Origin of the sequence: Pseudomonas sp. 18175 (assembly GCF_050432925.1) — a bacterium.
In the GTDB taxonomy this organism is placed as follows: Bacteria; Pseudomonadota; Gammaproteobacteria; order Pseudomonadales; family Pseudomonadaceae; genus Aquipseudomonas.
Genome location: NZ_JBKFTO010000010.1, coordinates 71344 through 93534 on the forward strand (window position 1 = coordinate 71344; position 22191 = coordinate 93534).

Here is a 22191-nt window from a genome sequence, read left to right on the forward strand (position 1 = left end):
GCCATGGAAAACAACCAGCCGATAATCATCAAGCGCGTCAAGCGCTTCGCTGCGGGGCACCACGGTGGCGCCTGGAAAATCGCCTTCGCCGACTTTGCGACGGCGATGATGGCGTTCTTCCTGGTGCTGTGGCTGATGTCCACCGCTACCCCGGAACAAAAAATCGCCATTGCCGGTTACTTCAAAGACCCGATTGGCTTCTCGGAAAGTGGCACGCCCTTCGTAATCGACCTGGGCGGCTCGCCGCAGTTGGCGCCTGAGCGCACCATCAACCCCGAGGTCAAGACCGAATCGCCCCAGGAAAACATTCCGATCGAGCGTGAAACCGTCGAGTCCATGGCTGAGCAGGTCGAGCAGGAGCGCCTTGAGTTGCTGCTGCAAGAGTTGCAGACCAAGGTCGAGGAAAACCCGCAACTGCTGAAATTCAAGGACCAGATCTCCTTTGAAATTACGCCGGAAGGTTTGCGCATCCAGATCACCGACGCTGCCAACCGGCCGATGTTTGACTCTGGCAGCGCGCGCTTGAAGCCGTACTTCGAAGACATCCTGCTGGCCATGGCCGACACCATCAAGGCGGTGCCGAACAAGATCAGCATCAGCGGCCATACCGACGCCAAGCCGTATGCCGGCCAGGGTGACTTCGGCAACTGGGAGCTTTCGGCCAACCGCGCCAACGCCGCTCGCCGTGCGTTGGTGGCCGGTAGCTATCCAGACCCGCAAGTGGCACGGGTGGTGGGGTTTGCGTCCTCGCAGCTGTTTGACCACAACGACCCGTACAACCCGGTCAACCGCCGGATCGATATCGTGGTGCTGACCAAAAAGGCCCAGCGTGCGATTGAGGGTGATCAGCCGCAACCGACGCCAGCTCCCGGTGCCGCTGCGCCAGGCGCAACGCCGACGGACCCGAACGCACTGCCGCCAAGCCAGGAACCACTGCCGGCCCATGAGCTGCGCCAGAAGCTGAACCTGTTTGATGATGGTGGGGTGAAGGATCCTACGGTGCCCAAGCCAGGCTCTTAAGCAGCACGGAGTATCTGTGGTGAGCGGGCTTGTTGTGGTGAGCGGGCTTGCCCCGCGCTGGGCTGCGCAGCAGCCCTAAAACCAAGCGCCGCATTCTGCCTGACAGAATGCGGCGTTTTTATTGGGGCTGCTGCGCAGCCCAGCGCGGGGCAAGCCCGCTCACCACGCAATCCCGCTCGGCACCGCACGCGTGCTCACTACTCAGTAACTACTTTCCGGCAAACTCGCAATAATCGACCGATAGCTGTTCATCCGCTGTTGCTGCACGCGGCCATCTTCCAACGCCTTGAGCAATGCACAGCCCGGTTCGCGGTCGTGTTTGCAGTCGCGGAAGCGGCAGGTGCCGATCAGGTCGTTGAACTCGATAAAGCCCGCTTCCACATCGCTGCGGCTGACGTGGCCGAGGCCGAATTCACGGATACCCGGGGAGTCGATCAGTTCGCCGCCGCCAGGGAAGTGGAACAACCGCGCCGTGGTGGTGGTGTGGGTGCCCTGGCCGGACAGTTCCGACAGCGGGCCCACGCGGGTCTCGACTTCCGGCAGCAGGCTGTTGACCAGCGAGGATTTACCCACGCCGGACTGGCCGACAAACACGCTGATGCGGCCGTCTAGCTGCTGTTGCAGCTGTTCCATGCCATTACCGTGATGAGCCGAAACCTCCAGCACCGGGTAACCCAGCGTGCGGTACACCGCCAGCAATGCGTTGAGCGCCGGGGCGTTCTGCTCGTCGATCAGGTCGAATTTGTTCAGCAGCAACAGCGGGCGAATGCCGGCATGCTCGGCCGCTACCAGGTAGCGGTCGATCAGATTGGCATGGGGCTCGGGCAGCGGCGCGAATACGATCACGATCATGTCGACGTTGGCCGCCACCGGCTTGAGCTGGCCACGGCTGTCCGGGCGACGCAGTTCGGTGGTGCGGGGCAGTTGGGCGACGATCACGCCGATGCCCTGGTTGCCGGCACGCCACACCACTTTATCGCCGGTCACCAGCGCCGGCAGGTTGGCGCGTAGGTGGCAACGGAACACTTGGCCTGCCAGTTCGCCTTCCAGCGCCTCGACTTCGACCTGCACACCAAAGTGCGCGATCACCAGGCCCGTTTGCTCGGGGCCCAGGTCGCCGCCCTCAAGCGCTTCCACGGCGGAGGATTCACGTTTGGCGGCGCGCGCGGCGCGTTCACCTTGAATCTTTTCGATGCGCCAGTTTTGGCGACGATTGAGCTGGCGTTTGGCCATTGGTGTTCCGTGTCGATAATGCAAAGGAATAGGTAAAACGGTCGCGAGTCTAGCATGCCGCTGCCTGCTAAACTGCGCGGCTACGCCCAGGTGCCAAGAGAATCAAGCCATGCAAAACCCACAGAACCTGATTTGGATCGATCTGGAAATGACCGGTCTGAACCCTGACACCGACGTCATCATCGAGATGGCCACCATTGTCACCGACAGCAACCTCAACACCTTGGCCGAAGGGCCGGTGATCGCCATCCATCACAGCGACGCCGTACTCGCCACCATGGATGAGTGGAATACCCGCACCCACGGCAACTCCGGCCTGACCCAGCGCGTGCGCGACAGCCGTATCAGCATGGCTGAAGCTGAGGCCGAAACCATCGCCTTTTTGGAAAAATGGGTGCCGAAGGGCAAGTCGCCGATCTGCGGCAACAGCATTTGCCAGGATCGTCGCTTCCTTTATACCCACATGAAGGGGCTGGAAAGCTACTTCCATTACCGCAACCTGGATGTTTCTACCCTCAAAGAGCTTGCTGCGCGCTGGGCGCCGGAAGTCAAAGACAGCTTCCATAAAGGCAGCACGCATTTGGCGCTGGATGATATTCGCGAGTCTATTGCCGAGTTGCAGCATTACCGTAAGCATTTCATCAAGGCTTGATGCTGGCACTTTGTGGCGAGGGAGCTTGCTCCCGCTAGAGTGCACAGCACTCTCAGTCGCTGCCTGTCACACTACATTTTTTGAAACATGGGGCTGCTGCGCAGCCCAGCGGGAGCAAGCTCCCTCGCCACAATGCAAGGACCGCCATCATGCTGCTGATGCTCTACCTCATCGCCATTACCGCCGAAGCCATGACCGGCGCGTTGTCGGCCGGCCGGCGCGGTATGGACTGGTTTGGCGTAGTGCTGATCGCCTGCGTGACAGCCTTGGGCGGCGGTTCGGTGCGCGATGTGCTGCTGGGGCATTACCCGCTGACCTGGGTCAAACACCCGGAATACCTGGTGCTGACCTCGGTCGCGGCGCTGTTGACGATCTTCATCGCGCCGCTGATGCGCCGCCTGCGCTCGCTGTTTTTGGCGCTGGACGCGGTGGGCTTGGTGGCCTTCACCCTGATCGGCTGCATGACCGCGCTGGAGATGGGCCACGGCATGCTGGTGGCCTCAGTCAGCGGCGTGATCACCGGCGTTTTCGGCGGCATTCTGCGGGATATCTTCTGCAACGACATCCCGCTGATCTTTCGCCGTGAGTTGTACGCCAGCGTGTCGTTCCTCGCCGCTTGGTTCTACTTGCTCTGCCTCTATCTGGAACTGCCCAGCGAGCAAGCGATTTTGCTGACGCTGTTCAGCGGCTTTCTACTGCGCCTGCTGGCGATCCGTTTTCACTGGGAAATGCCCAAGTTCGTCTACAACGACGACGTGCACTAACGCGTAGCGTGCTGGTTCAGCGCCCACTCGACATGTTCGCGTACCAGCTCCGAGGGGTAATCCCTGCGTGCTTTCAAGGCTTCCAGCACCGGGATGCTTGATGGCGCATTGCCCAGGCCCACCGCCAGGTTGCGCAACCAGCGCTCATAACCGGCACGGCGCAGGGGCGAGCCTTCGGTGCTGCTGAGGAATTTGTCTTCGTCCCACATAAACAGCTCGGCCAGTTCGGCGTTATCCAGGTTGTGGCGCGGCTTAAAATCGCTTTCGCCGGTAGCACGGGCGAAACGATTCCACGGGCATACGATCTGACAGTCATCGCAGCCAAACACCCGGTTACCGATCAACGGGCGCAGGTCTTCGGGAATCGCGCTTTTGAGCTCAATGGTCAGGTAGGAAATACAGCGCCGCGCATCCAGCACATAGGGGCCGACGAAGGCATTGGTGGGGCAGATGTCCAGGCACGCGGTGCAGCGACCGCAGTGTTCGGTGCTGTGGGGTTCGTCCACCGGCAAGGGCAGGTCGACAAACAGCTCGCTCAGGAAAAAATAGCTACCGGCCTTGCGATTGAGTACCAGGGTGTTTTTGCCGATCCAGCCCAGGCCAGCTTGTTCGGCGATGGCTTTTTCCAGCACCGGTGCGCTGTCGACAAACGCCCGAAAGCCGAACGGGCCGATCTGCGCCTGGATACGGTCTGCCAGTTGCTGCACGCGCTTGCGGATCAGCTTGTGGTAATCGCGGCCCAAGGCGTAGCGCGAGATATAGGCTTTTTCCGGCTTGGCCAGCAATTGGGCCATTTGCGTGTCGCCGGGCAGGTAGTCCATGCGCAACGAGACCACGCGCAAGGTGCCCGGAACCAGTTCGTCTGGGTGCGAGCGTTTGCTGCCGTGGGCGCCCATGTACTCCATCTCGCCGTGGTAGCCCGCGTCGAGCCAGCGTTGCAGGTGTTGTTCATGCTCAGCCAGGTTCAGGCCGCTGATGCCGACTTGTTGAAAGCCCAATTCTCGGCCCCAGTCTTTGATCGATTGGGCGAGGGCGGGCAGATCGGAGGTAATAGCAGGCATGAGACACGGGAAACCACAGGTTAGATGCGTATAATTCTGCCAGACATCGGAGCTTGAAGACGCATGCCGCAGACAAAACACCCAATATCCGACGTTCAGCCACTGTTGCACGGCGATTTGCCGCAACTGGCTGCACGTTCCCCGGACGCCCATAAAGGCCAGTTCGGCCAGCTGCTGGTCATCGGTGGTGACCGAGGCTTTGGCGGCGCCGCGCTGCTCAGCGCCGAGAGTGCCTTGCGCAGTGGCGCCGGTTTGGTCTCCCTGGCGACCCGCCTGGAACACGTGCCCGCCGCGCTGGCCCGCTTGCCGGAAGTCATGACCGTGGGCGTGAGTTCGGCCAACCAGTTGATGGGGCTGCTGGAAAACATCTCGGTGATCGTCATTGGTCCGGGCCTGGGTGAGGCCGCGTGGGGCAAAAGCCTGCTGTCGGTTGCCGCCAATGCCCGGCAGCCGCAAGTATGGGACGCCGACGCGCTTAATCAGCTATCCAAAGGCGGCGTGAGCCTGCCGGCCAATTCGGTGATCACCCCGCATCCTGGCGAAGCTGCACGCTTGATGGGCCTCTCGACAGCCGAGGTTCAGGCTGACCGCCTTAAGGTGGCGCGCGCGTTGAGCCAGAAATTCAATGCAGTGACTATCCTCAAGGGTGCTGGCAGTTTGATCGCCAGCCCGGATGGGCGTGTTTCGCGATGCGACCAAGGCCACCCGGCGATGGCAACGGCAGGGCTGGGGGATGTACTGGCTGGATTGGTGGGCGCATTGCTGGCCCAAGGCATGCCCGCCTATGAGGCAGGCTGCCTGGCCGTTTGGTTGCACGCCACGGCAGGGGATCGCCAAGGCACCTTTGGGCGCGGGTTGGCTGCCAGCGACCTGATACCGGCCATTCGTCAATTGTTGGAGGAGCAGTCGCCGTGCCTGAAGTAATCCTGTTTTTGGCCGATGAAGAGGCCATGGTTGCGTTCGGTCACCGCATCGCCCAGGCCACGGCCGGGGTAGGGCTGATCTTTCTTGAGGGCGACCTGGGGGCGGGCAAAACGACGCTGTCTCGGGGGATTATTCGCGGCTTGGGCCATACCGGCGCGGTAAAAAGCCCGACGTTCACCCTGGTAGAGCCCTATGAGATCGGCGACCTGCGCGCCTTTCATTTCGACCTCTATCGCCTGGTGGACCCCGAAGAGCTGGAGTACTTGGGCATCCGGGATTACTTCGATGAAGATGCGTTGTGTCTGATCGAGTGGCCAGATAAAGGCACAGGCTTTTTGCCAAAGCCGGACCTGACCATTACCATTACGCCGCATGAAACGGGACGTCAGCTGAAGTTGTTGCCCCAAAGCGCGCGCGGCCAGTCGTGGTGCGCCGCTTTGGCATTGGAATTCAAATAATTGGTGGGGTTAGGTATGCGCTTTCGCGCGTTGGTTGCTGTCGTAGGGGTGTTGCTTGCGGCAATGACTGTCAATGCTCTGGCTGCTTCACAGGTGAAGAGTGTGCGCCTGTGGCGAGCGCCGGATAACACGCGACTGGTGTTCGACCTGTCTGGCCCGGTCCAGCACAGCGTCTTTACCCTGACGGCGCCTGATCGCCTGGTGATCGACATCAATGGTGCGACCCTGGCCGCGCCGCTCAAGGTGTCCACCGCCAACACCCCGATTACTGCCATGCGTTCGGCCCAGCGTACGCCGACCGATCTGCGCGTGGTCATCGACCTGAAAAAAACCGTGACGCCGAAAAGCTTCGTGCTGGCGCCGAACGCCCAATACGGCAACCGGCTGGTGGTCGACCTGTTCGACAACGCCGCTGATGCCAACCCGCCACCTGCACCACCGCCGAGTGTCGCGACGGTGCCTGCGGTGCCGGTCAACCCGTCGCAACCTCAGGTCAAGTTGCCGCCACCGCCACCGGCCCCGGCGGGCAAACGCGACATTATTGTGGTGATCGACGCCGGCCACGGCGGCGAAGACCCGGGCGCCTCCGGCTCGCGCGGCCAGCATGAAAAAGACGTGGTACTGGCGATTGCCCGTGAACTGCAGCGCCAGGTCAACGCCATGAAAGGCTACCGCGCCGAGCTGACGCGAACCGGCGACTACTTCATCCCGTTGCGCGGACGTACCGAAATCGCCCGTAAGAAGGGCGCGGACCTGTTCGTCTCGATTCACGCCGACGCCGCTCCGTCCACCGCAGCCTTTGGCGCCTCGGTGTTTGCCTTGTCGGATCGCGGTGCCACGTCCGAGACCGCCCGTTGGCTGGCCGACAGCGAAAACCGTTCCGACTTGATCGGCGGGGCCGGCAACGTGTCCCTCGACGACAAGGACAAGATGCTTGCGGGTGTATTGCTCGACCTGTCGATGACCGCTTCGCTGACTTCCAGCCTGAACGTTGGCCAAAAGGTGTTGAGCAATATCGGCCGCGTGACCTCGCTGCACAAACAGCGCGTGGAACAGGCTGGGTTCATGGTGTTGAAGTCGCCGGATATCCCGTCGATTTTGGTGGAAACCGGGTTTATCTCCAACGCCAACGAAGCCTCCAAGCTGGCCAGTGCCAGCCACCAGCAAGCGCTGGCGCGCTCCATCAGCGCCGGTGTGCGCCAGTTCTTCCAGCAGAACCCGCCGCCGGGTACGTATATCGCCTGGCTGCGCGACTCGGGCAAGATTGCCCAGGGTCCGCGTGACCATCGCGTGCAGCCCGGCGACACCCTGGCCATGCTGGCGGTGCGTTTCCAGGTCTCGGCCGCGACCTTGCGCAGCGCCAATAACCTGAAAACCGATGAGTTGAAAGTCGGCCAGGTATTGACCATTCCTGGCACAGAATTGGCGGCGCAGTAATGAGTGAATCCGTATTGAACAACGGCTCGCGTATCGAGCTGCTCAGCCCGCGCCTTGCCAACCAGATTGCGGCGGGCGAGGTTGTTGAGCGCCCTGCGTCGGTGATCAAGGAACTGCTGGAGAACAGCATTGACTCTGGCGCCAAGCGCATCGACGTGGATGTGGAACAGGGTGGCGTCAAGCTGCTGCGGGTACGTGACGACGGCAGCGGCATCTCCTCCGATGACCTGCCGCTGGCTCTGGCCCGTCACGCCACCAGTAAGATTCGCGACCTGGAAGACCTGGAGCGGGTGATGAGCCTGGGCTTTCGCGGTGAGGCCCTGGCCTCCATCAGCTCCGTGGCGCGCCTGACCCTGACTTCCCGCACCCGCAGCGCCGAACAGGCCTGGCAGGTGGAAACCGAAGGCCGGGACATGGCGCCTCGTGTGCAGCCGGCGGCCCATCCGGTGGGCACGTCGGTGGAAGTGCGCGACCTGTTCTTCAATACCCCGGCGCGGCGTAAATTCCTCAAGGCCGAAAAAACCGAATTCGATCACCTGCAAGAAGTCATCAAACGCCTGGCTTTGGCGCGCTTCGACGTGGCATTCCACCTGCGCCACAACGGCAAGACCATCCTCAGCCTGCATGAAGCCCATGATGACGCAGCGCGCGCGCGGCGGGTGTCGGCGATTTGTGGCGGCGGATTCCTGGAGCAGGCGTTGCCGATCGAGATCGAGCGCAATGGCCTGCGCCTCTGGGGTTGGGTGGGGCTGCCGACCTTCTCCCGCAGCCAGGCGGACTTGCAATACTTCTTCGTGAATGGCCGTGCGGTGCGCGACAAACTGGTGGCCCACGCGGTGCGCCAGGCGTATCGCGACGTGCTGTTCAACGGTCGCCACCCAACGTTTGTGCTGTTTTTCGAGGTCGACCCGTCGGTGGTCGACGTCAACGTGCACCCGACCAAGCACGAAGTGCGCTTCCGTGATGGGCGCATGGTGCATGACTTCCTCTATGGCACCTTGCACCGCGCCTTGGGCGATGTGCGCCCGGATGATCAGCTGTCTGCGCCGATCGTCACGGCAATGGTGCGTCCAAGCGGGCCAGAGGCCGGTGAGTTCGGCCCCCAGGGCGAAATGAGCCTGGCGGGCAACTTGCTGCAATCGACGCCGCCGCAGCCCTCTTTTGCTGCGCCGGGTTCGGGTGCCGGGGCGGGCTATCAATACCAATACACCCCGCGCCCGCAATCGGCAGTGCCGGTAGCCGAAGCCCAGGCGGCGTATCGCGAGTTTTTCGCACCGCTGCCGGGTGCCGAGCCCGGTGCTGGTGCCGTTGCTTTGCCGGAGGGTGGGGGTGATATTCCGCCGCTGGGTTATGCGCTGGCGCAGCTCAAGGGTATCTACATTCTTGCGGAGAACGCCCACGGCTTGGTACTGGTGGACATGCACGCCGCCCACGAACGGATCATGTACGAGCGCCTCAAGATCGCCATGGCCAGCGAAGGCCTCAGCGGTCAGCCGTTACTGGTGCCGGAATCCCTGGCAGTGAGCCAGCGCGAAGCCGATTGCGCCGAAGAACACGCCGGCGTGTTCCAGAGCCTGGGCTTTGAATTGCAGCGCCTGGGCCCGGAAACCCTGGCCATCCGCCAGATTCCCGCGCTGCTCAAGCAGGCCGAGGCCAACCGGCTGGTAGCCGATGTATTGGCGGACCTGATGGAATACGGCACCAGTGATCGTGTCCAAGCCCATATCAACGAACTGCTCGGGACCATGGCCTGCCACGGCGCCATCCGCGCCAACCGCCGCCTGGCCCTGCCAGAAATGAACGGCCTGCTGCGGGACATGGAAAACACCGAGCGCAGCGGGCAATGCAACCATGGCCGACCGACCTGGACCCAGATGGGCCTGGACGATCTGGACAAACTGTTCTTGCGCGGCCGCTGATGAGTGCCTTGCCCCCCGCGATCTTCCTGATGGGCCCGACGGCCGCCGGCAAGACCGACCTGGCCATCGAGCTGACCAAAGTGCTGCCGTGCGAGTTGATCAGTGTCGACTCTGCCCTGGTTTACCGGGACATGGACATCGGCACGGCCAAGCCTTCCAAAGCGCTGTTGGCCGAATACCCGCACAAGCTGATCGATATCATCGACCCCTCTGAGAGTTATTCGGCGGCCGATTTCCGTACCGATGCCCTTGCCGCCATGGCCGAGATCACAGCACGCGGAAATATTCCACTGCTGGTGGGCGGTACGATGCTCTATTACAAGGCTTTGCAGGAAGGCTTGGCGGATATGCCGCCGGCAGACGCCCAAGTGCGCGCCGAGTTGGAAGAAGAGGCTGCACGCCTTGGCTGGCAAGCCCTGCACGATCAACTGGCCGCCGTGGACCCGGTGTCCGCCGTACGCATTCACCCCAATGACCCCCAGCGCCTCACCCGCGCCTTGGAAGTCTGGCGTGTTAGTGGCCAGACCATGACCGAGCATCGGCGCAAACAAACTGCGCAAAGTGCCGACGCAGGCGCATCGGGCCAGTCACAATTGCCCTATACTGTGGCGAATCTGGCCATTGCCCCGGCAAATCGCCAGGTGCTGCATGAACGAATTGCACAAAGATTCACAATTATGTTGGAACAGGGGTTCGTGGACGAGGTCGTAGCACTGCGTTCCAGAGGTGACCTGCATTCAGGGTTGCCTTCGATACGTGCTGTAGGCTATCGCCAAGTCTGGGATCACCTGGATGGCAAGCTGACGTCAGCCGAAATGCAGGAGCGCGGCATCATCGCCACGCGCCAATTGGCGAAGCGCCAGTTCACCTGGTTGCGCAGCTGGAGCGATTTGCACTGGCTGGACAGCCTGGACAGCGACAATCTGTCACGCGCCTTGAAATACTTGGGATCGGTCTCCATATTGAGCTGAGTCCTTGCAATTGCCGTCTATCCTTGGGGGTGTGACGGCCATACGCTATCTATTTTCCGATTTTTTATTATTGATCCTTAAAGGAGTGCGGCACATGTCAAAAGGGCATTCGCTACAAGACCCTTACTTGAATACTTTACGTAAAGAGAAAGTGGGGGTTTCCATCTATCTGGTCAACGGGATCAAGCTGCAAGGCACGATCGAGTCGTTCGACCAGTTCGTGATCCTGCTGAAAAACACCGTCAGCCAGATGGTTTACAAGCACGCTATCTCGACAGTGGTTCCAGTTCGTCCAATCCGTCTGCCTAGCGCAGCTGGCGACGAAGTGGGTGACGCTGAGCCAGGTAACGCCTGATAGGAGTCTCCTTTGTTCTTTGAGCGCCACGGTGGTGGTGAGCGGGTAATCCTCGTTCACTTGGATGGACAGGACCCTGAGGCGCGCGAAGATCCGCAGGAGTTTCAGGAGTTGGCGAATTCGGCCGGCGCCGAGACCGTTGCGTTTTTTAACGTACCGCGTCATCGGCCAACCGCCAAATTCCTGATCGGCAGCGGCAAGGTCGAGGAACTTCGCGACCTGGTCCACGCCGAAGAAGCCGATCTGGTGATCTTCAATCACGTCCTTACGCCCAGTCAGGAGCGCAACCTCGAACGTGTCTTCGAGTGTCGCGTGATCGACCGTACAGGCCTGATCCTCGATATTTTCGCCCAGCGCGCCCGTACCCATGAAGGCAAGCTCCAGGTTGAACTGGCCCAGCTTGACCACATGAGCACCCGGCTGGTTCGCGGCTGGACTCACCTTGAACGTCAAGGTGGCGGTATCGGTATGCGCGGCCCGGGTGAAACCCAGCTGGAGACCGATCGGCGCCTGCTGCGGGTTCGCCTGCGCCAGATCAAGGGCCGCCTCGAAAAAGTCCGCAGCCAACGCGAGCAATCGCGCCGTGGCCGTTCCCGCGCGGATATCCCTACCGTGTCCCTGGTGGGCTATACCAACGCCGGCAAGTCCACGCTGTTCAACAACGTGACCAAATCCGACGTGTACGCGGCCGACCAACTGTTCGCCACCCTCGACCCGACCCTGCGCCGCCTGGACCTGGCTGACCTGGGGCCGATCGTACTGGCCGATACCGTGGGTTTTATTCGTCACCTGCCCCACAAGCTGGTCGAGGCATTTCGGTCTACGCTCGAAGAGTCGAGCAATTCCGACCTGCTGTTGCACGTGATCGATGCGGCGGAACCGGATCGCATGTTGCAGATTGAACAGGTGATGCTGGTGCTGGGCGAGATTGGTGCCCAGGACTTGCCGATCCTCGAGGTCTATAACAAACTCGATTTGCTTGAAGGCGTTGAGCCACAAATCCAGCGCGACGAGAACGGCAAGCCCCAGCGGGTATGGCTGTCAGCGCGTGATGGCAGTGGTTTGGAGTTGCTTGAACAAGCCATTGCCGAGTTGCTCGGCAGCGATTTGTTTGTTGGCACCTTGCGCTTGCCCCAGCGTTTTGCTCGACTGCGTGCACAGTTTTTCCAGTTGGGCGCGGTACAGAAAGAAGAACACGACGAAGAAGGTGTCAGCTTGCTGGCCGTTCGATTGCCGCGCTCGGAGCTTAATCGGCTGGTCAGCCGTGAAGGCGTTGTACCGACAGAGTTCATCGAACAACACACTTTGCAATAAAAGCCTCCGAAAGCGGTTGTGCCGCCGTAGCAGGCATTCTGTAGCATTGGTCGGCGCGCCGTGGGTGCGTCTTTGCTTTATCAGATGGAGAGCGCTATGGCTTGGAATGAGCCGGGTGGCAACTCGAATAATCAGGATCCTTGGGGTGGTAAACGCCGCAATAATGGCGACCGCAAGGGGCCACCAGATCTCGACGAGGCCTTCCGAAAGCTGCAGGAAAGCCTGAATGGGTTGTTCGGTGGTGGAAAAAAACGTGGTGGTGACGACAGCGGTCGCACAAGCAAGGGCGGCGGCTATGGCCTGCTGGGCCTGGGTCTTGTCGTGCTGGCGGCCGTTTGGCTGTACAGCGCCGTCTACGTGGTGGACGAGCAGGAGCAAGCCGTGGTGCTGCGCTTCGGCAAGTACTACGAGACTGTCGGCCCGGGCCTGAACATCTACTTCCCGCCGATCGACAAGAAGTACATGGAGAACGTCACGCGTGAGCGTGCCTACACCAAGCAGGGCCAGATGCTGACCGAAGACGAGAACATCGTCGAAGTGCCGCTGACCGTGCAGTACAAGATCAGCAACCTGCAGGACTTCGTGCTGAACGTTGATCAGCCGGAAATCAGCCTGCAACACGCAACCGAAAGCGCCCTGCGCCACGTGGTGGGCTCCACCGCCATGGACCAGGTGCTGACTGAAGGTCGTGAACTGATGGCCAGCGAAATCAAGGAGCGCCTGCAACGGTTCCTCGACACCTATCGCACCGGTATCACTGTGACCCAGGTAAACGTACAGAGCGCAGCCGCACCGCGCGAAGTACAGGAAGCCTTCGATGACGTGATCCGCGCCCGTGAAGACGAGCAGCGTTCGCGCAACCAGGCCGAGACCTACGCCAACGGCGTCGTGCCGGAAGCCCGTGGTCAGGCCCAGCGCATCATCGAAGATGCCAACGGTTACCGTGACGAAGTGGTCTCCCGTGCCAAGGGTGAGGCGGATCGCTTTACCAAATTGGTCGCCGAGTACCGCAAGGCCCCTGAAGTGACTCGTGAGCGTCTGTACCTGGACACCATGCAGGAAGTCTTCAGTAACACCAGCAAGGTGCTCGTGACCGGCAACAAAGGTGGGCAGAACAACCTGCTTTACCTGCCGCTGGACAAGATGATCGAGGGTGGCCGTAGCGGTAACAGTGCGCCGTCCACCAGTTCGAATGCCGCTGCCAACGAAGCGAGCGCCCGCGCGGCCGCTGACTTGCTGCAACAGCAAACACGTACCAGGGAGAGTCGTTGATGAGCAATAAATCGCTGACAGCCCTGATTGTGGGTGTCGTCGTGGTCATCGCTGCCTGGAACTGCTTCTACATCGTGGCTCAGACCGAGCGTGCGGTGCTGCTGCAATTCGGTCGCGTGGTCCAGGCAGACGTCCAGCCCGGCCTGCATGTGAAGGTCCCCTACGTTAACCAGGTGCGCAAGTTCGACGCACGCCTGATGACCCTGGATGCACCGACGCAACGTTTCCTGACCCTGGAAAAGAAAGCCGTGATGGTTGACGCCTACGCCAAGTGGCGCGTCAAGGATGCCGAGCGCTTTTACACCGCGACTTCCGGCCTCAAGCAGATTGCCGACGAGCGTTTGTCGCGCCGTCTGGAATCGGGCCTGCGTGACCAGTTTGGTAAGCGCACCCTGCACGAGGTGGTATCCGGTGAGCGTGACGCATTGATGGCTGACATCACGCGTTCGTTGAACACCATGGCGGAAAAAGAGCTGGGCATCGAGGTGATCGATGTTCGGGTCAAGGCTATCGACCTGCCAAAAGAAGTGAACCGCAGCGTGTTCGAACGTATGAGCACCGAGCGTGAGCGTGAAGCCCGTGAGCACCGCGCCAAGGGTAACGAGTTGGCTGAAGGTATCCGTGCGGATGCCGACCGTCAGCGCCGTGTACTGTTGGCAGAAGCTTATCGTGAGTCTGAAGAGGCCCGCGGTGATGGTGATGCCCAAGCTGCGGCGATCTACGCCAAGGCTTACGGCCAGGACCAAGAGTTCTACGCGTTCTACCGTAGCCTGCGTGCTTACCGTGAAAGCTTTGCGAACAAAACCGACGTCATGGTGCTTGACCCAAGTAGCGATTTCTTCCGCTACCTGGAAAAAGCCAAGTAATCAGCTCGTCACTGTATAGGACGCACTCCGTCGGGCGGCTAAAACGCCTGGCGGGGTGATCCTTTCAGAAAACGGGTGTATGATGCGGCAGCCGGGAAATTCCCGGCTTTTTTGCGTCTGCATGTTTGATTCGGCAGGCGTGACAGGTTTTTCGAGGAAAGTGCCCGACGAGGCCGTTTTCAGGTCGTTCGTCACGTCGCTCTTGCGCGTGGTTTATGCAAGGGGCGGGTGTTTTCTGCTTCACTCAAGGCTCGGCCGAGGGCTGGCCGCCCGGATCAAAGGGGAATGGCGTAATGGCAACGGTAGACCGCTGGCTGCTGCCAGATGGCATCGAAGAAGTACTGCCACCAGAAGCTGCGCGCATTGAAGTAGCGCGTCGCCAGGTGTTGGATCTGTTCCAGAGCTGGGGTTACGAGTTTGTCGTGACCCCCCATATCGAGTACCTGGAATCCCTGCTGACCGGCGCGGGCCAGGACCTGGATCTGCGCACCTTCAAGGTCATCGACCCGCAATCGGGCCGGCAAATGGGTTTCCGTGCCGACATCACGCCGCAAGTGGCGCGCATTGATGCGCACACCCTGCGCCGCGAAGGCCCGAGCCGCCTGTGCTATGCCGGCAGCGTGCTGCATGCACAGCCGCGTGCGTTGTCGTCTTCGCGCAGCCCGATCCAGTTGGGTGCCGAGTTGTACGGTGATGCCAGCCCGAGCAGCGACGTTGAAGTGATCAGCTTGATGCTGGCCATGCTGCAACTGGCTGACGTGCCGGATGTCCACATGGACCTGGGCCACGTCGGTATTTACCGTGGCCTGGCCCGTGCGGCCGGTTTGTCCGGTGAAGTAGAACAACAGTTGTTCGATGCCCTGCAGCGCAAGGCTATCGATGAAGTCATCGCCCTGACCGAAGGTGTGCCTGCCGACCTGGCCGGCATGCTGCGTGCGCTGGTGAACCTGTGCGGCGGCCGTGAAGTGCTGGCGGCGGCGCGTGAGCGCCTGGCCAATGCGCCGGCCCCGGTATTGGCTGCACTGGACGACGTACTGGCGATTGCCGAGCAGTTGTCGGCGCGGTTCCCAGAGTTGCCGCTGTATTTCGACCTGGGTGAGTTGCGCGGTTACCACTACCACACCGGTGTGGTGTTCGCGGTGTTTGTACCGGGTGTTGGCCAAGCCATCGCCCAAGGCGGTCGTTATGACGATATCGGCGCCGACTTCGGTCGTGCGCGTCCGGCCACCGGCTTTTCCACCGATTTGAAAACCCTGGTGACCCTGGGGCGTGCTGAGGTCGAGCTACCGTCTGGTGGCATTTGGATGCCCGACAGTACGGACGCAGCACTCTGGCAGCAGGTTTGCCAGTTGCGCAGTGAGGGTCAGCGTGTCGTCCAGGCCTTGCCTGGGCAGCCATTGGCCGCCGCCCGTGAAGCGGACTGCGACCAGCAATTGATTCTGCAGAACGGGCTTTGGCAAGTATCGCCACTGGCTTCTTGAGTTTTCCTGCCGGCCATCGCCGGCACCAAGTTTGCGCGAATGAGGACAAGTGTTATGGGTAAGAATGTCGTAGTCCTGGGCACCCAATGGGGTGATGAGGGCAAAGGCAAGATCGTTGATCTGCTGACCGAACATGCCGCTGCCGTAGTGCGCTACCAAGGTGGCCACAACGCTGGCCACACCCTGGTGATCGATGGCGAAAAAACCGTCTTGCACCTGATCCCATCGGGCGTGCTGCGCGAAGGCGTGCAGTGCCTGATCGGCAACGGCGTAGTCGTTGCACCTGACGCCCTGCTGCGCGAGATCATCAAGCTGGAAGAGAAAGGCGTACCGGTGCGTGAGCGCCTGCGTATCAGCCCGTCCTGCCCGCTGATCCTGTCCTTCCACGTCGCGCTGGACCAAGCCCGTGAAAAGGCCCGTGGCGAGCTGAAGATCGGCACCACCGGTCGCGGCATCGGCCCGGCCTACGAAGACAAGGTTGCACGCCGTGGCCTGCGTGTGGGCGACCTGCTCAACATGCCGCGCTTTGAAGACAAGCTGCGTGAACTGGTGGATTACCACAACTTCATGCTGGTGGGTTACTACAAAGAGCCGGCCATTGAGTTCGAAAAGACCCTGGCCGAGTGCAAGGAATACGCTGAGCTGCTCAAGCCGCTGATGCTCGACGTGACCGCTGAGCTGCACGACCTGCGTCGCGCTGGCAAAGACATCATGTTCGAAGGCGCCCAAGGCTCCCTGCTGGACATCGACCACGGTACCTACCCGTACGTGACCAGCTCCAACACCACAGCTGGTGGCGTTGCGACCGGTTCCGGCGTTGGCCCGATGTTCCTGGACTACATCCTGGGTATCACCAAGGCCTACACCACGCGCGTAGGTTCGGGCCCATTCCCGACTGAGCTGTTCGACGAAGTCGGCGCTCACTTGGCCAAGCAAGGCCACGAGTTCGGCGCTACCACTGGCCGTGCCCGTCGTTGCGGCTGGTTCGACGCCGTTATCCTGCGTCGCGCTATCGATGTGAACAGCATCTCGGGCATCTGCCTGACCAAGCTGGACGTACTCGACGGTCTGGAAACCATCAATATCTGCGTCGGCTACAAAGACGCCAACGGTAATGATGTTGCCCCGACCGACGCTGACAGCTACGTAGGCCTGCAGCCTGTGTACGAAGAAGTGCCGGGCTGGACCGAATCGACCGTGGGTGCCAAGACCCTGGAAGAGCTGCCAGCTAACGCTCGTGCGTACATCAAGCGTGTAGAAGCACTGATCGGCGCGCCAATCGACATTATTTCGACGGGCCCTGACCGCAACGAGACCATCGTTCTGCGTCACCCGTTCGCGTAATAAGCTGTTGATGTAAAAAGCAAAGGGCTCCTTCGGGAGCCCTTTGTCGTTTCTGTCTGCCCAGCGGCACGACCCTTGCTTCGGTTCTCTCTTTCGCGGTGCTATCAAATTAATGGCACCCGTGGTGGAGGGATTCCCGATGTCTGCCGTTCTCTCATTGTTACAAAGCCGTTTGTTGCGGCCTGTGTTCGTTACCCTAGGTATCGCTCTTTTGGTGCAAGTGCTGGTGGCGGTTGCCCTGACGCGGAGCACCGTCGGTGCGCTGGAAGCTGATTTGGGTAATCGCCTGGGTATCGACAGCCAGAAACTGTCAGGCGAGCTGGCGCAAGCTGGCAAGGAAGTCACGTCCAGTCTGGATAGCTTGTCGACGAGTACCCGTCAGCGTTTGACCGCCGGGCTTTCGACCCGTCTGCAGGAAGAGCAGAAGCAACTGCGTGCGACCCTGGAAAAAGACTTGAAAGACTCTGCCAATGACATGGCCCAGCTGCTGGCCTCGGTGGCGCCCCGTGCCATGTGGGACAGCGATGTGCCGACACTCTCGGAGTTTGCCCGTCGCGCCCAGCGCAATCCCAATGTGTTGTTCGTGGTCTATGACGATGCGGCGGGTGAGCACCTAACCCGCTATCTGAACCGGGAAAACCCGATCAACAAGGCGCTGTTGGAAAAAGGCCAGGGCGAGCGGGCGTTGGACAAAGTCTTGAACGCAGCCAAGAACGACCCGTCGGTCTACTACGTCGAGGCTTCAATCAGCCCCAATGGCGTGGAAATCGGCAAAGTCCTGATGGGCGTCTCGACCGCTTCAGTGGAAGCCGACCTGCAAGCCCTGGATAAACGCTTTGCTGCCCTGATCGCCAGTGGCGATCAACTGGTCGGCGACAGCCTCAAGGGCGCCGCAGCAGACAGCGCAACCGCCATGGGCGCGCGCCTGCAATCGGCGCAAGCCACTGCGACCCAAATGACCGCCAATGCCACCAGCGCCGTGCAGGAAGCCGCTGGCACACTGCGCTGGCGCATCGGTATGGGGCTCGCCATTGTGGGGTTCGGCGTGTTGCTGCTGATCGCCATCGTGTTGGGGCGTCGTGTGGTCAATCGCCTGAAAATGCTAATTGCTGCCATGGATGATCTGGCTGCGGGCGAGGGCGACCTCACCAAGCGCGTGCAAATCAGCAGCAAGGACGAAATCGGCGACATGGCCTCGGCCGTTAACCGCTTTGTGGATAAGTTGCAGCCCATCGTGCGTGAGGCGGGCGATGTGGCCCAGCGCACCGGCGTGGAAATAGGTGCGATGACCCTGCGCAATGCGGGTGCCGATACGGCGGCCGGCTTGCAGCGTGATGAGGTGGCTGAGAGCTTGCGCGCACTGTCGCAAATGGCTGATGAGGCTCAGGCCGAAAGCCATGCCATGCAGGCGGCGTTGCAGCAGGTGGTGGATATTCGCCAGGCCACGGATGAAAACTCGCGCACCTCGGCGCAAGTCGGTGGCTTGATCGAAGCGTTGGCAGGACAGGTGCAGGCCGGTTCCAAGGTCATCGAGCGTCTGGCCCAGCAAAGCGAGCAGATTGAAGTGGTGCTGACGGTGATTCACGGCATCGCCGAGCAAACCAACTTGCTCGCCCTCAACGCCGCTATCGAGGCGGCACGCGCAGGCGAGACCGGGCGCGGTTTTGCGGTGGTGGCTGACGAAGTGCGTGCCTTGGCCAGCAAGACCCAGAGCTCCACCGGTGATATCCAGGCGCATATCGTCGCGTTGCAGCAGGGCGCGCGTGAGGCCGTGGAAACCATTGGTAAGGCCGGGCGCCAGGCTAACGAAGGTTTGCTGGTGCTGCGCGACAGCGTGCGCTTGCAGCAGACGGTACAGACTTCGGTAGAGCAGGTGCATGCGGCAATTGGCTTGGCCACGCGTGCGGCGGAGCACCAAGCCCAGGGCGCGCATGCGGTGCGCGGGCGGGTCGAGGTGATCCATGCCCAGGCCGAGCGTGCAGCGCAGGCGGTGGTGGAGACGACGGCCAGTGGCAAGGTGCTGGATGGGTTGGCGGCGCAGTTGAAGGCCAGCCTGGGACAGTTCAGGGCTTAGCGTCGTTTGTGCTGGCCCCTTCGCGAGCAAGCCCGCTCCCACATTTGACTGTGTTCACAAATCAAAATGTGGGAGCGGGCTTGCTCGCGAAAGCGGTCTCAGCGACTCAGATACATCCGAGTCGTAAGTAGGTACACCGGCAATCCCGACACCAAAATCAACAACGCCGCATAGGGCGCCGCCGCCGCAAACTCCACATTCGAGGTATGCGCCCACACCGCCGTTGCCAGCGTATTCAGCCCCGTGGGGCTAAGCAGTAACGTCGCCGTCAGCTCCTTCATCGCATCCAAAAACACCAGCGCAAACGCCGCCCCCAATGCCGGGAAGATAATCGGCAAGGTCACCCGGCAAAACGCGCTGAACGAGGAGGCGCCCAAGGTGCGCGCCGCCTCTTCCAACTGAGGTGCAGCCTTGTTCAGCGCGGTGCGGATCGGCGCCTGGGCCAGCGGTAAAAACAGCAGTGCATAGGCGATCAGCAAGAGTGCGGATGTCTGATACAGCGCCGGCACGTAATGCAGGGCGAAATACACCAGGGTCAACGCAATCACCAGGCCGGGCAGGGCGTGCAGCAGGTACGGCAGGCGCTCGGCCCAGATCGCCAGTTGGCCCTTGTAGCGCACCACCAGCAGCCCCACGGGCACTGCCAGTACCAGGCAGAAGGCAGCACCGCCCAAGGACAGCGCCAGCGAAGACAGTAACGCCTCGCTGATCTCGGCCACCGGGAAGGCTGCCGACGAACCCACCGCCAGCCAGTAGCCAAGCATCCCCAGTGGAATGCCGCTGCCGATGATCGCCAGCGCCAGGCAATACACCTGGCCCAGCGGCGCCCATTTACCCAATCGAACTTGCTCGGCATGCCGCGCCGCACCCTGGCCGATGCGTACGTGCCGGCCTTTGCCGCGCACCCGCAGCTCCAGCCACAGCAGGGTCAGGCACATCACCAGCAATACCGCCGAGAGCATCGCCGCGTTGGCGTTGCTGAATTCGAGTTCGAATTGTTGGTAGATCGCAGTGGTAAAAGTCTGCAGGCCGATGATCGACAGCGCGCCGAACTCCACCAGCATATGCAGCGCGATCAGCAGTGCGCCGGCCAGCAGCGACGGCCAGAGCAGCGGCAGGGTGACACGGAAAAACACGCCCCAGCGGTTCAGCCCCAGTGTGCGGGCAGACTCTTCAAGGGACGGGTCAAGATTGCGCAACGTCGCCGCTACCGGCAGAAACACCAGCGGGTATTTCGATAGGCTCATCACCAGGATTGCGCCGCCCAGTCCTTCGAAATTGGCGCTCAGCGAAACCCAGGTAAAACTGCTGACAAACGCCGGCACCGCAAACGGCAGGCACAGGATCACGCCCCATATGCGTCGCCCCGGCAGATTGCTGCGCTCCAGCAGCCAGGCGAGCGAGAGGCCGACCACGCCGCACGCTACGGTCACGCTGACCATCAGCGCCAGAGTGTTGCGCAGCAAGCCGAATACATACGGCCGCCACAACAGGTGCACCGCTTCATGCCAGCCCGCCTGCCAGGCTTTGGTCCCGACATACACCAGCGGCAACAGGCTCAGGCCGACCAGCAACAGCACGGGCAGCAACAGCCAGATCGACGGACGTTTACGTCGGGGGATAAAGCCCCCGCGCAGGGCGGGGGCGGGTAGCGATGGGTTCATCAGTTCAAGCCAACGTCACGTTCCAGGTCCAGGGCTTCTTCGGCGTTGCCAAGGTCGGCTGGAGTGACTTTCGGCGGCTGCAGCTCGCTGAACGGCTTAAGGCCACGGTTGGACTCCATGCCTTTGCGCAGCGGGTATTCCGCCGAGGTGTTGGTGATCACACGCTGGCCTTCTTCGCTGGCCATGAACGCCAGCAGTTGCTGGGCTTCCTTGGGGTGCTTGCTGGATTTGAGCGCGGCAGCAGAGGACACAGTGATCAGGCCGCCAACATCACCGTCGGTGAAGTAATGCAGTTGGGAGTCCAGGTTGGTCTTTTCTTTCTTCAGGGCGAACCAGTAGTAGTTGTTCACCAGAACGGTGGCCACTTCGCCATTCTCGACGGCTTTGAGGGCAACCATGTTGTTGCTGTACACCTTGCCGAATGCGCGCAGGCCGGTCAGCCATTCTTCGGCGGCTTCACGACCGTGCAGCTTGATGATCGCCACGGCCTGTTCCTGGAACGCGCCGCTGGTGGGTACGAAACCGACCTTGCCTTGCCACTCGGGGTCGGCGAAATCCAGTACCGATTTTGGCAGGTCTTTTTCGGCGATCAGTTTTGGGTTGAAGGCCACGACACGGGTGCGGGCGGTCACGCCCATCCAGTCGCCGTTGGCACCAACGTAATCCTTGGGCAGTACGTCGAGGGTGCTGGCGTCGATCTTGGCCAGCATGCCTTGCTCGCCGAGTTTGTTCAGCGGTGGCGACTCTTCGGTGTAGATCACGTCGGCGGGTGAGCGGTTGCCTTCTTCCACGACCTGGCTGGCGAGTTGGTTGCTGCTGCCTTTGCGCACGTTGACGTGGATGCCGGTCTTGGCTTCGAAAGCTTTGGCGAGTTCATCGCCGACTTCTTTGTGCTGGCCGTTGTACAGGGTCAGGGACACCTTATCGGCAGAGTAGGCGGCCGGCGAGAGCAGGGTCAGGCTGAGCAGAGTGAGGGTCAGGCCACGCAGAAGGGATGTCTTGAGACGGGTATCGCGGATCATCATCCGAAGTGTTCCTCGCTTGTATGCAACAAATCATTGCAAGGATAAACGATAAAACTTCTCAAGTGCGGCGAAGGGGCGAATTGCGTGTGGAGTTTTCAAACCCCGGAAACGAAAAAACCCGCTTTCGCGGGTTTGATCTGAATTTGGTGCCCAGGAGAAGACTCGAACTTCCACGACCTTGCGATCACCAGCACCTGAAGCTGGCGTGTCTACCAATTTCACCACCTGGGCATTATCAAGCAACGTTGCCGCTGTTGATGGAGCGAACTATACGGAGGGCTTTTTGATCTGTAAACCCCTGATTCAAAAAAATAAATCGAGATTTACGTTAAAAATCAAAGACCTGAAACGAAAAAA

18 protein-coding genes, 1 tRNA gene and 2 pseudogenes are annotated in these 22191 nt (G+C 61.0%); 16 read left to right on the forward strand and 5 right to left on the reverse strand.

The genetic code is table 11. The annotated features are described in order from the left end of the window. Positions 1–3: 3 nt before the first annotated feature. Positions 4–1020 carry a flagellar motor protein MotB gene (motB, locus tag ACLD1Y_RS15445; RefSeq protein WP_429478757.1) on the forward strand — a complete coding sequence of 339 codons (1017 nt, stop codon included), beginning with the start codon at positions 4–6 and terminating at the stop codon, positions 1018–1020. Positions 1021–1221: 201 nt separating this feature from the next. Here motB and rsgA read toward each other — a convergent pair whose 3' ends face one another. After that, entirely contained in the window at positions 1222–2253 is a 1032-nt protein-coding gene (gene rsgA, locus ACLD1Y_RS15450) for a small ribosomal subunit biogenesis GTPase RsgA (RefSeq protein WP_048727582.1), read from the reverse strand. 109 nt (positions 2254–2362) lie between these two features. On the opposite strand from rsgA, the gene orn reads away from it, so the two are divergent. After that, positions 2363–2905: an oligoribonuclease gene (orn, locus tag ACLD1Y_RS15455; protein WP_003171343.1), complete on the forward strand. Its 543-nt coding sequence runs from the start codon at positions 2363–2365 to the stop codon at positions 2903–2905. Positions 2906–3051: 146 nt separating this feature from the next. Then, on the forward strand, positions 3052–3669 hold the full coding sequence (locus ACLD1Y_RS15460) for a trimeric intracellular cation channel family protein (protein WP_194937573.1): 618 nt from the start codon (positions 3052–3054) through the stop codon (positions 3667–3669). On the opposite strand, the gene queG is transcribed toward ACLD1Y_RS15460, so the two are convergent. After that, complete coding sequence (queG, locus tag ACLD1Y_RS15465; protein ID WP_429478758.1) at positions 3666–4730, reverse strand: tRNA epoxyqueuosine(34) reductase QueG; 1065 nt, start codon at positions 4728–4730, stop codon at positions 3666–3668. The genes ACLD1Y_RS15460 and queG overlap by 4 nt on opposite strands. Before the next feature lie 63 nt (positions 4731–4793). Here queG and ACLD1Y_RS15470 point away from each other — a divergent pair, with 63 nt between their 5' ends. The 13 genes and pseudogenes from ACLD1Y_RS15470 to ACLD1Y_RS15530 form a co-directional block, all read left to right on the forward strand. After that, positions 4794–5654, forward strand: a complete 861-nt coding sequence (locus tag ACLD1Y_RS15470) for an NAD(P)H-hydrate dehydratase (protein WP_429478759.1) — start codon at positions 4794–4796, stop codon at positions 5652–5654. Beyond that, a complete protein-coding gene (tsaE, locus tag ACLD1Y_RS15475; protein WP_429478760.1) occupies positions 5642–6112 on the forward strand; it encodes a tRNA (adenosine(37)-N6)-threonylcarbamoyltransferase complex ATPase subunit type 1 TsaE in 471 nt (156 codons plus the stop codon). The genes ACLD1Y_RS15470 and tsaE overlap by 13 nt, the downstream gene beginning before the upstream one ends. 15 nt (positions 6113–6127) lie before the next feature. Then, positions 6128–7549, forward strand: a complete 1422-nt coding sequence (locus tag ACLD1Y_RS15480) for an N-acetylmuramoyl-L-alanine amidase (RefSeq protein WP_185705087.1) — start codon at positions 6128–6130, stop codon at positions 7547–7549. Further along, positions 7549–9468, forward strand: a complete 1920-nt coding sequence (gene mutL / locus ACLD1Y_RS15485) for a DNA mismatch repair endonuclease MutL (RefSeq protein WP_429478761.1) — start codon at positions 7549–7551, stop codon at positions 9466–9468. The genes ACLD1Y_RS15480 and mutL overlap by 1 nt, the downstream gene beginning before the upstream one ends. Further along, positions 9468–10439, forward strand: a complete 972-nt coding sequence (miaA, locus tag ACLD1Y_RS15490) for a tRNA (adenosine(37)-N6)-dimethylallyltransferase MiaA (RefSeq protein WP_429478762.1) — start codon at positions 9468–9470, stop codon at positions 10437–10439. The genes mutL and miaA overlap by 1 nt, the downstream gene beginning before the upstream one ends. A 94-nt stretch (positions 10440–10533) precedes the next feature. Further along, positions 10534–10794: an RNA chaperone Hfq gene (gene hfq, locus ACLD1Y_RS15495; RefSeq protein ID WP_071482778.1), complete on the forward strand. Its 261-nt coding sequence runs from the start codon at positions 10534–10536 to the stop codon at positions 10792–10794. A gap of 12 nt (positions 10795–10806) precedes the next feature. Further along, positions 10807–12108 carry a ribosome rescue GTPase HflX gene (gene hflX / locus ACLD1Y_RS15500; RefSeq protein WP_429478763.1) on the forward strand — a complete coding sequence of 434 codons (1302 nt, stop codon included), beginning with the start codon at positions 10807–10809 and terminating at the stop codon, positions 12106–12108. A gap of 96 nt (positions 12109–12204) precedes the next feature. Next, positions 12205–13380 carry an FtsH protease activity modulator HflK gene (hflK, locus tag ACLD1Y_RS15505; RefSeq protein WP_429478764.1) on the forward strand — a complete coding sequence of 392 codons (1176 nt, stop codon included), beginning with the start codon at positions 12205–12207 and terminating at the stop codon, positions 13378–13380. After that, positions 13380–14246 (forward strand): protease modulator HflC, encoded by an 867-nt coding sequence (gene hflC / locus ACLD1Y_RS15510; RefSeq protein ID WP_429478765.1) that lies wholly within the window; start codon positions 13380–13382, stop codon positions 14244–14246. The genes hflK and hflC overlap by 1 nt, the downstream gene beginning before the upstream one ends. Positions 14247–14539: 293 nt before the next feature. Then, entirely contained in the window at positions 14540–15727 is a 1188-nt protein-coding gene (locus tag ACLD1Y_RS15515) for an ATP phosphoribosyltransferase regulatory subunit (RefSeq protein WP_135292071.1), read from the forward strand. A gap of 54 nt (positions 15728–15781) precedes the next feature. After that, positions 15782–17071 (forward strand): adenylosuccinate synthase, encoded by a 1290-nt coding sequence (locus ACLD1Y_RS15520; protein WP_159959989.1) that lies wholly within the window; start codon positions 15782–15784, stop codon positions 17069–17071. A gap of 1114 nt (positions 17072–18185) precedes the next feature. After that, positions 18186–18239, forward strand: a pseudogene (locus ACLD1Y_RS15525) (hypothetical protein); the annotation flags it as partial. 390 nt (positions 18240–18629) lie between these two features. Beyond that, positions 18630–19145, forward strand: a pseudogene (locus tag ACLD1Y_RS15530) (methyl-accepting chemotaxis protein); the annotation flags it as partial. A 98-nt stretch (positions 19146–19243) separates the two neighbouring features. On the opposite strand, the gene ACLD1Y_RS15535 reads toward ACLD1Y_RS15530, so the two are convergent. From ACLD1Y_RS15535 to ACLD1Y_RS15545, 3 genes are all read right to left on the reverse strand, one after another. Beyond that, positions 19244–20809, reverse strand: a complete 1566-nt coding sequence (locus ACLD1Y_RS15535; protein WP_429478766.1) for an ABC transporter permease — start codon at positions 20807–20809, stop codon at positions 19244–19246. Continuing rightward, on the reverse strand, positions 20809–21834 hold the full coding sequence (locus ACLD1Y_RS15540; protein ID WP_429478767.1) for an extracellular solute-binding protein: 1026 nt from the start codon (positions 21832–21834) through the stop codon (positions 20809–20811). Before ACLD1Y_RS15540 ends, ACLD1Y_RS15535 begins: the two co-directional genes overlap by 1 nt. Positions 21835–21978: 144 nt before the next feature. After that, positions 21979–22065: transfer RNA gene (locus tag ACLD1Y_RS15545), tRNA-Leu, on the reverse strand. Positions 22066–22191: the final 126 nt, after the last annotated feature.

Excerpts from the sequence above, each read along its gene's own strand:
- motB (WP_429478757.1), top strand. The coding sequence starts at position 4 with ATGGAAAACAACCAGCCGATAATCATCAAGCGCGTCAAGCGCTTCGCT.
- rsgA (WP_048727582.1), bottom strand. The coding sequence starts at position 2,253 with ATGGCCAAACGCCAGCTCAATCGTCGCCAAAACTGGCGCATCGAAAAG.
- orn (WP_003171343.1), top strand. The coding sequence starts at position 2,363 with ATGCAAAACCCACAGAACCTGATTTGGATCGATCTGGAAATGACCGGT.
- queG (WP_429478758.1), bottom strand. The coding sequence starts at position 4,730 with ATGCCTGCTATTACCTCCGATCTGCCCGCCCTCGCCCAATCGATCAAA.
- ACLD1Y_RS15470 (WP_429478759.1), top strand. The coding sequence starts at position 4,794 with ATGCCGCAGACAAAACACCCAATATCCGACGTTCAGCCACTGTTGCAC.
- ACLD1Y_RS15480 (WP_185705087.1), top strand. The coding sequence starts at position 6,128 with ATGCGCTTTCGCGCGTTGGTTGCTGTCGTAGGGGTGTTGCTTGCGGCA.
- mutL (WP_429478761.1), top strand. The coding sequence starts at position 7,549 with ATGAGTGAATCCGTATTGAACAACGGCTCGCGTATCGAGCTGCTCAGC.
- miaA (WP_429478762.1), top strand. The coding sequence starts at position 9,468 with ATGAGTGCCTTGCCCCCCGCGATCTTCCTGATGGGCCCGACGGCCGCC.
- hfq (WP_071482778.1), top strand. The coding sequence starts at position 10,534 with ATGTCAAAAGGGCATTCGCTACAAGACCCTTACTTGAATACTTTACGT.
- hflK (WP_429478764.1), top strand. The coding sequence starts at position 12,205 with ATGGCTTGGAATGAGCCGGGTGGCAACTCGAATAATCAGGATCCTTGG.
- hflC (WP_429478765.1), top strand. The coding sequence starts at position 13,380 with ATGAGCAATAAATCGCTGACAGCCCTGATTGTGGGTGTCGTCGTGGTC.
- ACLD1Y_RS15515 (WP_135292071.1), top strand. The coding sequence starts at position 14,540 with ATGGCAACGGTAGACCGCTGGCTGCTGCCAGATGGCATCGAAGAAGTA.
- ACLD1Y_RS15520 (WP_159959989.1), top strand. The coding sequence starts at position 15,782 with ATGGGTAAGAATGTCGTAGTCCTGGGCACCCAATGGGGTGATGAGGGC.
- ACLD1Y_RS15535 (WP_429478766.1), bottom strand. The coding sequence starts at position 20,809 with ATGAACCCATCGCTACCCGCCCCCGCCCTGCGCGGGGGCTTTATCCCC.
- ACLD1Y_RS15540 (WP_429478767.1), bottom strand. The coding sequence starts at position 21,834 with ATGATGATCCGCGATACCCGTCTCAAGACATCCCTTCTGCGTGGCCTG.